The organism is Streptomyces sp. NRRL F-2664 (genome assembly GCF_000719345.1).
Taxonomy (GTDB): Bacteria; Actinomycetota; Actinomycetes; order Streptomycetales; family Streptomycetaceae; genus Streptomyces.
The window spans coordinates 20,410-31,122 of the sequence record NZ_JOFX01000051.1; the positions used below are offsets into that span (position 1 = coordinate 20,410).

The following is a 10,713-nucleotide window of genomic DNA, read 5'->3' on the forward strand; positions in this document are numbered from 1 at the left end:
AAGGAGAGCCCCGAGATGGGCGCGATCGAGCCGCCGCACGGCGATCCGGAAGGGGCGCGGCCGGCCGCGTCCGGGCCGGGCGGCCTGCTCGACGTGCTGCGCGTGGCCGCCATCCTCCTCGACGCCGAGGGCCGGATCGACCTGTGGAGCCCCCAGGCGGAGGAACTGTTCGGTTACACCGCCGAGGAGGCCCTCGGCGAGTACGCGGGACACCTGCTGCTCAACGAGGAGCACCTCCCCGTCGTGCTGGACATGTTCACCGAGGTCATGGAGGCCGGCGTCAGCTGGGTCGGGGTCTTCCCCGTGCGGCACAAGGACGGCAGCACCCGCATGGTCGAGTTCCGCAACATGCGGCTGCTGGACTCCCAGCAGGAGTACTACGCCCTGGGCCTCGCCGCGGACCAGGCGACCGTACGCCAGGTCGAACGGGACCTTGCGCTCTCCGCACGGCTCGTGGCCCAGTCACCGGTCGGCCTCGGCGTGCTCGACACCGACCTGCGCTACGTCTCGGTCAACCCGGCCGAGGAACGCCTCAACGGCGTGCCCGCCGCCGAGCACATCGGCCGGCACGTCCACGAGGTGCTGCCCGCCGTGGACCCGTCCTTCGAGGCTGCCATGCGCGAGGTGCTCGCCACCGGCGTGCCCATCGTGGACCAGTACACCGTCGGCCGGACCCCGGCCGACCCCGACCACGACCACGCCTGGTCGATCTCCTTCTACCGGCTCGAAGCCCCGAACGGGACCGTGCTCGGCGTGGCCACCGCCAGCGTCGACGTCACCGAACGGCACCGGGCCGTCGAGGAGCAGCGCCACACCGCCCTCACCCTCCAGCGCAGCCTGCTGCCGCACACCCCGCCGCGCCGGCCCGGCCTGGAGGTCGCGACCCGCTACCGGCCCGCCCAGGCCACCATGGAGATCGGCGGCGACTGGTTCGACGTGATCCCGCTGCGCGGCGACAAGACCGCCCTCGTCGTCGGCGACGTCATGGGCAGCGGCGTCGCGGCCGCGGCCAGCATGGGCCAGCTGCGCACCGCGGGCCGCACCCTCGCCGACCTCGACCTGGACCCCGCGCAGGTCCTGCACCACCTCGACCACGTCACCGAGGGCCTCGACACCATCGCGACGTGCGTCTATGTCGTCCACGACCCGCGCGCCGCGCAGTGGCACCTCGCCCTCGCCGGGCACCTGCCGCCCGTCCTCCTCCGACAGGACGGCACCCGGACACTGCTGGACCTCCCCACCGGCGCCCCACTGGGCGGCGTCGGGGTCGCCTTCCACACCGTCAGCCTCCCCGTCGAGGCGGGCGACCAGCTCGTCCTCTACACCGACGGCCTGGTCGAGACCCGCGACGATCCGATCGACGAGCGCCTCGACGTCCTCCTGGACGCCCTGGACGACCCGGGCCGCCCGCTGGACGAGACCTGTGACCTGCTGCTGGACACGATGCGCCACCCGGGCGTCCACGACGACGTCGCCCTCCTGATCGCCCGCGCCACGCCGGCCCCCGACTGACGAGAGGGCCGACGGCCTCCGCCTCGTACCCCGCACCTCAGGCCGGCGACGGCGTGGCGGCTGTGGTGGTGGCCAGGCGGAGGGCCGCCACCAGCTCGCGGTAGAGCCGGTCCGTCGCCAGCAGCTCCTCATGGGTGCCGCGGGCGCGGATCCGGCCCCCCTCCATCACCACGATCAGGTCGGCGTCCACCACCGTCGAGAGGCGGTGCGCGACCGTCACCACCGCGCCGGTCGCCGCGCGGCTGCGGATGCAGTCCTGCACCGCCGCCTCCGTCAGGCCGTCCAACTGGGCCGTCGCCTCGTCCAGCAGCAGCACCTCCGGCGTGCGCAGCAGGGCGCGGGCGAGCGCGATGCGCTGGCGTTCGCCGCCCGACACGTGCGCCGAGGACAGCGGGCTGTCCAGGCCCGCTTCCAGCCCGTCGACCTTCTCCGTGAGCCGTACGTCGGCCAACACCCGGTGCAGTTCCTCCTCGGTCGCCTCCGGGCGCGCGAGCAGCAGGTTCTCGCGCAGGGTGCCGGGCACGACAGGGGTGTCCTGTTCGACGTAGGCCAGCCGCGCCCGTACCTCGGAGTGGCTGTAGTCGCGGTACGGCCGCCCGTTCAGGAGCAGTTCGCCGTCGACGGGCTCCAGGAAGCGCAGGAGGAGCGAGAACAGGGTGGTCTTGCCGGCGCCGGACGGACCGACGATGGCGGTGTGGCCGAGCCGGGGCACGGCCAGCCGTACGTCGGTGACGGCGTGTGCGGCATCGGGACCGTACTGGGCGCTGACGCCCCGCAGTTCGAGCACGGGCACGTCCCGTACGGGCACGTCGCGTACGGGCGCATCGCGTTCGGGCACCTGCTCCCGGGCGTCGCCTTCGGCCGGACGGACGGCCGACGTGCCGCGCCCCGAGGCGGCGGTGGTGTCCTCCGCCGTCAGATCGGCGGTCTGCCGGATGCGTTCGGCGGCGGCCATGCCGGCCTGGAGGGAGGTGAGGTTCTGGCTGAGCGTGGTGACGGGCTCCATCAGAGTGAACGCGTACAGCAGGAAGGCGATCAGGCTGGAGACCTCCAGCCGTCCTTCCCCGACCCGCCAGGCTCCGACGCCCAGGATCGCGATGATGGCCAGTTGGATCCCCGACCCGGCGACCGTCCAGGCGAGCGCCTCCTGCCGGACGGCCCGGATGCCGTACTCGGCCGCCGACCGGGCGTCGGCCATGATCTGCTCGGCGGCCCGCTCCTCGGCGCGGCTCACCTTCACGGTGCGGATGGCGCGCAGGGTGCCCTCCAGACGGCCGCCGAGCAGGCCGATGTGCTCCTGGGAGCGCTGTTGCGCCGTGCCGATGCCCGGCATGAGGAGCGCGAAGAGCGCGCCGGTCACGGCGACGGCGGCCATGGTCGTACCGAGCAGCACCAGGTCGAGCACGCCCATCAGGACCAGGCTCCCCAGCAGCATCACGGCGCCGTTGACCAGGCCGACGAACGACTGGGCGGTGGCCTCCCGGAGCAGGACGGTGTCCGAGGTGACGCGGGTGACGAGCTCACCGGTCGGGCGGCGGGTCAGAGCCGGCACGGTGGCCCGCAGGAACCGTCGCACCATCGATTCGCGCGCCTCCAGGACGACGCGCTCGCCCACCGTCCCGAGCATGCACCACTGCCGGTACGACACGGCCGCGCCGACGACGAGCAGGACGAACAGCGCGGTCACGGGACCGCTGAGGGACGCGGAGTCGTTCAAAGCGTCGAGCACCCATTTGGTGATCATGGGGGTGGCCAGGCCGAGGGCCGAGCCGGCCAGGGCCAGGACGAGACCCAGCGCCAGTGTGCGGCGGTGCGGGCGGGCGAACGACCAGAGGATGCGCAGCCGCGGCGCGTCGAACGGGGCGCCGGGCGGGGGTGTCGAGTCAGCTGCCATGCTGAGAATGGAACAGTGGTGTTCCAATACGGTCAAGCGAGTTTCATTGTGGGAGGCGCGCTACCGTACGCCCATGGAGCATGACCACACCGCGACGGCCGCCACCGAGACCGCCACCCGCGCCCGCACGCGGCGCGCCATCCTCGATGCCGCCGTGACCGTCCTGTCCGCCCATCACGGGGCGTCGCTGGCGGACATCGCCGAGGCCGCCGGCGTCGGACGGACCACCGTCCACCGCTACTTCGCCGAACGCTCGGACCTGGTGGCGGCGCTGGGGGCGGACGTGCGGGAGCGGCTGCACGAGGCGACCGTCCGCGCGCGGGTGGACGAGGGGCCGGCCCCCGAGGCGCTGGAGCGGCTCTGCCTGGAGTACTTCGAGCTGGGGGACCGGCTCATGCTGCTGTTCGACGTCCCGCAGTTCCTCACCTGGGCGGGCTTCGAGGACGAGACCGACTCCGACCGGGTGCTGGTTCGCCTCATCGAACGCGGCCAGGCGGAGGGCACGATCGACGCGGAGGCGGACGCCGAGTGGCTGCAGAACGTGCTGTGGTCCCTGCTGTACGCGGCCTGGATGCAGGCGCGCGACTACGGCACTGCGCGCCACACCGCGATCTCCTCGTGCCTGCACACCCTGCGCAAGGCCACGGCGGCCTCCTGAGGGCCGGCCGTCCTGCGGCCCTGGCGGCGGGCCGGCTCCCTACGGGGTGGTGCGCGCCGGGAAGGTGAAGCGGTAGCCCTGCTCGGTGAGCCAGGGCAGGTACTCCTTGAGGGCCGCGACGGTCTCGCTGCGGTCGCCTCCGCCGTCGTGGAAGAGCACGGTCGGCTGCTGGGGCAGCTTCTCCTCGATGGCGGACATGATCGCCGGCAGGCCCGGACGGCTCCAGTCCTTGGGGTCCACGCTCCAGCCCAGCGGCCGCATCCCGTTCGCCGCGGCGATCGCCCGGCTGTCGGGGGTGAAGGCGCCGCCCGGCGCGCGGTAGTAGCCGACCGGCACACCGGGTGCGGCCTTCTCGATCATGGCCTTGCCTTCGAGTATCTGCTGCTTCTGGAAGGCGACGGGCTTGTGGTCCATGGTCACGTCGTGGTCCACGGAGTGGTTGCACAGGCGGTGGCCGTCGGCGGCGACCGCGCGCACGAGCTCGGGGTACTTCTGCGCCTTGGTGCCGATCATGCAGAAGGTGGCCCGGACGTGGTTCTTCCGCAGCACTTCCAGGACCTGGGGCGTCCAGCGGGGGTCGGGTCCGTCGTCGATGGTGATCGCGACGTCGCGACCGGTTCCCTGGGCCAGCCGTGAGATCCCCAGCGGGATACCGGCCCCGCTCCGGGCGGATCCCGGGTTCCCGGCCTTTGCGGCCTCTTCGGCCGTCCCGCTCTTCGCGGCCGGACCGGCGGGCCGCGTGTCCGCGGGCGCGTCCGCCGTGCCGTCCGTGGCCGCGACGGCCGGGGTGCCGGAGACGGCCAGGATGCCGAGGACGGCCGCCGTGGCGGCGGAACCCGCCCGCCGCACGCGGCGAGCGGAACTGCTGGTGTTGCCCATGGACGCGCTCTTCCTTTGCGCTCGGCCCCCCGATCTCGCATTGCCGGTCCAGGCTAGGTCATATGTCCGGGATGCCCCTTCGGTCGTTCGGACTGCCCGACGGCCCGCACCCCGACGATTCGGGGCCCGGCGCCCCGCGGTGCCCCGCCGCGTGTGAGGAGACTCACCGCTCAGGCGTTCGCGATCACCAGCAGGGTGCGGGCGGGGGAGGGGCCCGACAGGCGGCAGCGGTGCGGCACCTCACCCCGGTGGTGGGCACTCTGGCCGGCCCGCAGGGTCAGCGGCTCCTCGCCCTCCACCTCCAGCACCACCTCCCCCTCCAGGACGTAGAGGAAGTCCTCGCCGGGGTGCTCGAACCAGCCGCGCTCGCCCCGGCCCGGCTCGAAGTGGTGCTCGTACGCCTCCATCAGAGCGCTGCGCCCGCCGGGAATGAGCACCCGGGCCACCTGTCCCGCGGACTCGTCCACCCGGATCACCTGCGGGTCGCCCTCGTGGCTGACCGCACCCGGTCGGGCCGGCGGCCTGAGGAACGTGCCCGGGCTGACCTCCAGGGCCTCCGCGATCCGGTAGATCGAGCTGAGGCTGGGTGTGGTGAGGCCCCGTTCGAGTTGGCTGAGGAACGGCTGGGAGAGGCCCGAGCGGGCGGCGAGGACGGCCATGGAGACACCGTTTCGCTTGCGGCAGCTCCGGATCACCCGTCCGACCTCGATCGCTTCGGGCGTGGGTTCGGGTCGAGACACGCAGGTGAACGTACCCCATTGCCGATCAACGGCCGCCGGCCCGGGAAACGTTTCGTACTGCTGCAACACGCTCTTCATAAGCGTCGTCAATTATTGACCTCACTTATCGACGACGAGGAGCCGCTCCGTGCACGCCACCCCCTCACCGCCCGGCCGGGCCCTCGGCCGACTGGGCCCGGCCCTGGGCGCCGCAGCCGCCGTGCTCGCCCTCTGGTACCTGCTCGCCCGGTCCGGCGCGGTGGCCCCCGCCCTTCTGCCCACGCCCGCCGAGACGGCGGCCGCGCTCGCGGACGCCGTCCGGAGCGGCACACTGGCCGCCGATCTTGGCGCGAGCCTGGCCCGTGCCGGACAGGGTTTCGCGCTGGGCGCCGTCGTCGGCAGCGCCCTCGGCTTCGCGACCGGCTACCTGCCGAAGCTGTCCGCCGCCGTCACCCCCGTGGTCTCCTTCCTCCGCCCCATACCGGCCATCGCCCTGGTGCCGCTCGCCACCGCGTGGTTCGGCATCGGGGAGACCGCCAAGCGACTCCTCATCGCCTACGCCGTCCTGCTCGCCGTCTGGCTCTACGTCCACGACGGCGTGTCCCGGGTCCCCTCCTCCCACCTGAGGGCCGCTCGCACACTCGGTGCACCGCTGCACCGCCGCTTCATCGAGGTGCTGCTGCCCGCGGCCGCCCCCGCCGTACTCGCGGCGCTGCGCTACGGGGCATCGGTCGCTCTGCTCGCCCTGGTGGCCGCCGAACTGGGGGGCGCGGACAGCGGCCTCGCGTACCGGCTCCAAGTGGACGGCCAGTTCCTGCGCGTGGACCGGATCTTCGCCGGGCTGCTCGTGCTCGGTCTCCTCGGCGTGGCCGTGGACCTCGTACTCGCCGCCCTCGGACGCCGGTTCGTGCACTGGAGCACATCATGAGCCTCGCCGTACGGCTGGAAGGGCTGTCCGTGCGCTACGGCTCCGCCCCCGTCCTGGAGCGCACCGATCTGGAACTGGCGGCGGGCTCGTTCACCGCGCTGCTCGGGCCCAGCGGATGCGGCAAGTCGACGGTGCTCGGCGCCGTCGCCGGCTTCGTACCGCCGGCAACGGGGCGGGTCACGGCGGGCTCCCGACCCGTCCGCGGGCCCGGACCCGACCGCGGCGTGGTCTTCCAGCACTACGCGCTCTTCCCGTGGCGCACCGCCTGCGGCAACGTCGAATTCGCCCTCAAGCGGCTCGGGCTGCCGCGTGCGGAACGCCGCCGGCGCGCCCTGGACGCGCTCGCCGAGGTCGGCCTCGCGGACGGCACCGACAAGTACCCGGCGCAACTGTCGGGCGGCATGCAGCAGCGCGTCGCCCTGGCCCGGGCCCTGGCCGCCGAGCCCGAAGTCCTCCTCATGGACGAGCCGTTCGGGGCGCTGGACGCCCTGACCCGGGCCCGGATGCAGCGCCTGCTGCGGCAGCTGTGGCAACGGCGGGGCACCACGGTCCTGTTCGTCACCCACGACATCGACGAGGCACTGGCCCTCGCCCAACGGGTGGTCGTCCTCGGCGGGAGCCCCGGCCGGGTGCTCGCCGACCACACCGTCCCCGACGGCCCTCCCGATCCGGACCTGCGCTCGCTCGTCGCCCGACACCTCGGCTCCGACTGATCCCAGGCCGGCACCCGCACCTGCCGGAGACCCCGTCCGCACCTGTAACGCGTCCCGAAGGGACCCCTGATGTCCAGACCCCGCACGGCGGCCGCCGTCCTCCTGGCCGCGCTGCTCTCCACCCTCACCCCGGCCTGCACCGGCGGCTCCGGCGCCGACGCCGGGACCGGCGGCCGCCCGGCCGTCACCGTCGCCGGCAGCGACCACCTCGGCGGAGCACCCGTCCACATCGCCGCGGAGCACGGCCTGTGGTCCGCCGAAGGCATCGACGCCACCGTCACCACCCGCCCCAGCGGGCGCGACGCCCTCAACGCCGTGCTCGGCGGCCAGGCACAACTCGGCGTCGTCGGGGACCTGCCCGCCGTCACGGCCGCCCTCGGCGGCCGCGACCTGCGGATCGTCGCCGACCTGTCGCGCTACTCCGACTGGCGCCTGCTCACCCGTACCGACCGCGCCATCACCGGCTTCGCCGCCCTGAAGGGCCGCCGGGTCGGCGTCCCGCAAGGTACGAACGTCGAATACGCCCTGGCGCGGATGCTGGCCTCCGCCCGGCTGACGGCCGCCGACGTGACCGTCGTCAACCTCGCCCCCAACCAGGTCGGCCCGGCACTGACCCGCGGCGACATCGACGCAGGCGTCACCTTCCCCAGCTTCTACGCAGCCGCCCGCACCGCACTCGGCGAGCGCTACGCCGAGCTCGCGTTCACCGGGTACACCGCACGGACCCTCCTGGTCGCGGGCCCGAAGACCGGCGACAGGACCACCACCGCCGTACTGCGCGCCGTACTGCGGGCCCAGCAGGAGATCGCGGCGGACCCGGCCCGCGCCCGGCAGGCCGTCGTGGCCCAGTCCCGCGGCGCGCTCGAAGCCGGATACGTCGACGCCCAGCAACCCCGCTACTCCTACGGCGCGACGCTCTCGCCGGATCTGCTGACCCAGCTGGAGGAGGAGGCCGCCTGGGCCAAATCCGCCCAGGGCCTGACCGGAGCCGCCGACCGCGCGGCACTGCTGCGGTACCTCGACCCCGCCCCCCTGGCGGCCGCCGACCCGGCCGCCGTCACCGTCCGCTGAACCACACCACGAGGAGGACCACCCCCATGACCCCCAGGACGCACACGACCCCGACGCCCCCCACGACCGTCGACCAGAACACCCTGCGCCGCCGCGGCGTCGGCCTGATCGCCCACGATCCCGAGCGCAGCTACGGCGGCCACACCCTCTACACCCCGATCACCAGCGCGGGCGAGATCCACCTCGTCGACATCGAGGGCCGGCCCGTCCACACCTGGAACTCGCCCCACCCGCCCGGACGGCAGGCACAGCTCCTGCCCGACGGCAACCTCTTCTACGCGGCCAAGGACACCACCGTCCCCACCCTCTTCCCCATCTGGGAGGTCTACCACGGCGGTATCTTCCAGGAGCTGGCCCCCGACTCCACCGTGATCCGCGAGGTCCGCCACCCCTACCACCACCACGACGCCTCGCTGCTGCGCAACGGCAACCTCGTCATCACCGTCGTCGAGCCCCTCACCCCGGCCGACGCAGCCCGCATCCGCGGCGGCATCCCCGGCTCCGAGGCCCCGGGCGGGGTCATCTACGGAGACGTCGTGTACGAACTGACGTGGGACGGGCAGGAGGTGTGGCGCTGGGCCGCCATCGACCACCTCGACCCCGAGGACTTCCCGCTCGACCCGCACTTCGCCCGTGAGCACTGGCCCATGGCCAACACCGTCAACGAGAGCGCCGACGGCTCGATCGTCCTCGGCTTCCGCAGCGTCTCCTCCGCCGTGGCCGTCGACCGTACCGACGGCTCCGTCCTGTGGCACATCGGCCGGGACGTGCTGGCCCAGCAGCACCACCCGCACGAGCTCCCGAGCGGCACCATCCTCGTCTTCGACAACGGCACCTACCGCGACACCACCTCCGTGCCGTACTCGCGGGTGCTGGAGCTGGACCCGCGCACCGGTGAGGAGGTGTGGTCCTACCAGGACAATCCGCCGCAGAACTTCTTCAGCCCGTACATGTCCAGCGCCCAACGCCTGCCCAACGGCAACACGTTCATCGCCGAGGGCTCCTTCGGCCGGCTGTTCGAGGTCACGCCCGAGGGCCAGGTCGTCTGGGAGTTCGTGGTCCCGCAGTTCCGGTCGTTCGGCGACGGCGTCGGCCTGGAGTCCTCGGCCGGCGCCCAGAACTCCGTCTTCCGCGCCCACCGCTACCCCGCCGACCGGATCCCCTGGCTGCCCCCGACCGCCTGACCCGGCCGAAGGGGTCTCACGGCCGGGCGGCCGGCGCGTAGGCGGCCCAGTCCACGATCCGTACCGCCGCGCCCGCCGCCTCCTCGCCGCGGCAGCGGGCGTGGTGCCGGCGGGCGATGCCGTCCAGGTCGAGGTGGGACCCGAAAGCGGGGTGGGCCGCCAGTCTGCGTGCGTAGGACCACAGACGGGGGTGATCGGTGATGCGGTACACCGCCGCCGCGTCCAGGTGCCAGCGGTGCACCGTGTCCAGCTGCACCAGCGTCACCCACAATTCCACATCGGCTGCCGTCAGCCGGTCGCCCACCGGATGGTCGGAACACGCCAGACGCCTCTCCAGCGCACCCAGTTGGCGCAGCAGGGTCGCGAGAGCGGCCTCGCGGTCCGCCGCGTCGGCACCGGAGCGGCCGGCGCGCTGCGCCGCCGCGTTGATGCCCCGGGCGCACAGCCGGCGGACCTCCTCGATGCGGGCATCGGCGCCGTCGGGGTACAGGCGCGGCCCGGCGTCCCCGAACCGCCGGACGAGGTCCTGGAGGATGTACGGGGCGTGCGTACTGACGATCCGCCCGGTCCAGCCGTCGCTGAGGACCGGGGCCAGAGCCGGCCCCGGGTACAGGTGCGCACTGGCCTCGTACAGCGGGCGCAACGCCGTGTACCCGCCGTCGTGAGCGTCGGGGACGGCGGGCAGGGGCAGCACCGGGAGGGCGTCCTGCAGGCCCAGCAGGCTGTGCGTGACGGCAATGCGCAGACAGCTGGGGCACGAGGGCGTGAGGTGGAGACGGTAGCGGTGCGGGACGGCCGGGAAGCCGCTGCGCGCGTCGCGGCCGATCCTGCTCCGGAAGGTCGGCGACGGCGACGGCACGGCTTGCGGGTACGTGGCGGACATGCGTCTCCCTTGTGCTTGCTCGGTGCCGCCGCAGTGCGGGCGACCTATTCCCTACTTGTTCACCAGGATTCGCCGGAACGGGAGTGTCGACCCGCGTCCGGGCGCTGTCGAGACGGTGAAGGACGGTGCTTCCTTCAGTCCTTGAGCAGCAGGCCGCGGCTGCGCAGCACGTGGCGTTCGACGGGGCTGAAGATCAGCAGGTCGATGGCGATGCCGACGACGAGGATCAGGATGATGGCGAGGAAGACGCCGGGGAGGTCGATGTTGTTGCG

Annotated in this window: 10 protein-coding genes and 1 pseudogene; 6 read left to right on the forward strand and 5 right to left on the reverse strand. The window is 73.2% G+C overall.

Translation table 11 applies throughout. The features are described from left to right. Positions 1–15: 15 nt before the first annotated feature. Positions 16–1,512: a SpoIIE family protein phosphatase gene (locus IF89_RS0131030; RefSeq protein WP_030775090.1), complete on the forward strand. Its 1,497-nt coding sequence runs from the start codon at positions 16–18 to the stop codon at positions 1,510–1,512. 37 nt (positions 1,513–1,549) lie between these two features. On the opposite strand, the gene IF89_RS0131035 is transcribed toward IF89_RS0131030, so the two are convergent. Continuing rightward, complete coding sequence (locus IF89_RS0131035) at positions 1,550–3,406, reverse strand: ABC transporter ATP-binding protein (RefSeq protein ID WP_234327931.1); 1,857 nt, start codon at positions 3,404–3,406, stop codon at positions 1,550–1,552. A 73-nt stretch (positions 3,407–3,479) separates the two neighbouring features. On the opposite strand from IF89_RS0131035, the gene IF89_RS0131040 reads away from it, so the two are divergent. Beyond that, positions 3,480–4,064, forward strand: a complete 585-nt coding sequence (locus tag IF89_RS0131040; RefSeq protein ID WP_030775094.1) for a TetR/AcrR family transcriptional regulator — start codon at positions 3,480–3,482, stop codon at positions 4,062–4,064. A gap of 39 nt (positions 4,065–4,103) precedes the next feature. Here IF89_RS0131040 and IF89_RS0131045 read toward each other — a convergent pair whose 3' ends face one another. Beyond that, a complete protein-coding gene (locus tag IF89_RS0131045) occupies positions 4,104–4,943 on the reverse strand; it encodes a polysaccharide deacetylase family protein (RefSeq protein ID WP_030775096.1) in 840 nt (279 codons plus the stop codon). Between the two features lie 170 nt (positions 4,944–5,113). After that, on the reverse strand, positions 5,114–5,683 hold the full coding sequence (locus IF89_RS0131050) for a helix-turn-helix domain-containing protein (protein ID WP_030775098.1): 570 nt from the start codon (positions 5,681–5,683) through the stop codon (positions 5,114–5,116). A 127-nt stretch (positions 5,684–5,810) separates the two neighbouring features. Between IF89_RS0131050 and IF89_RS0131055 the strand changes: the two genes are divergently transcribed. The 4 genes from IF89_RS0131055 to IF89_RS0131070 all read left to right on the forward strand — a co-directional run bounded on the left by IF89_RS0131055 (position 5,811) and on the right by IF89_RS0131070 (position 9,558). Continuing rightward, positions 5,811–6,590: an ABC transporter permease gene (locus tag IF89_RS0131055; protein WP_030775100.1), complete on the forward strand. Its 780-nt coding sequence runs from the start codon at positions 5,811–5,813 to the stop codon at positions 6,588–6,590. Further along, positions 6,587–7,303, forward strand: a complete 717-nt coding sequence (locus IF89_RS0131060) for an ABC transporter ATP-binding protein (RefSeq protein ID WP_030775102.1) — start codon at positions 6,587–6,589, stop codon at positions 7,301–7,303. Before IF89_RS0131055 ends, IF89_RS0131060 begins: the two co-directional genes overlap by 4 nt. A 69-nt stretch (positions 7,304–7,372) precedes the next feature. Next, positions 7,373–8,374 (forward strand): ABC transporter substrate-binding protein, encoded by a 1,002-nt coding sequence (locus tag IF89_RS0131065; protein ID WP_030775104.1) that lies wholly within the window; start codon positions 7,373–7,375, stop codon positions 8,372–8,374. Positions 8,375–8,400: 26 nt separating this feature from the next. Beyond that, positions 8,401–9,558, forward strand: coding sequence for an aryl-sulfate sulfotransferase (locus IF89_RS0131070; protein ID WP_043194630.1), 1,158 nt, complete (start codon positions 8,401–8,403; stop codon positions 9,556–9,558). A gap of 16 nt (positions 9,559–9,574) precedes the next feature. Here the strand turns inward: IF89_RS0131070 and IF89_RS0131075 are convergent, their stop codons facing one another. Further along, the gene (locus IF89_RS0131075) at positions 9,575–10,441 is read right to left on the reverse strand and encodes a glutathione S-transferase C-terminal domain-containing protein (protein ID WP_030775107.1); all 867 of its coding nucleotides are present in this window, start codon (positions 10,439–10,441) and stop codon (positions 9,575–9,577) included. Positions 10,442–10,575: 134 nt separating this feature from the next. Beyond that, positions 10,576–10,713, reverse strand: a pseudogene (locus IF89_RS44840) (ABC transporter permease); the annotation flags it as partial.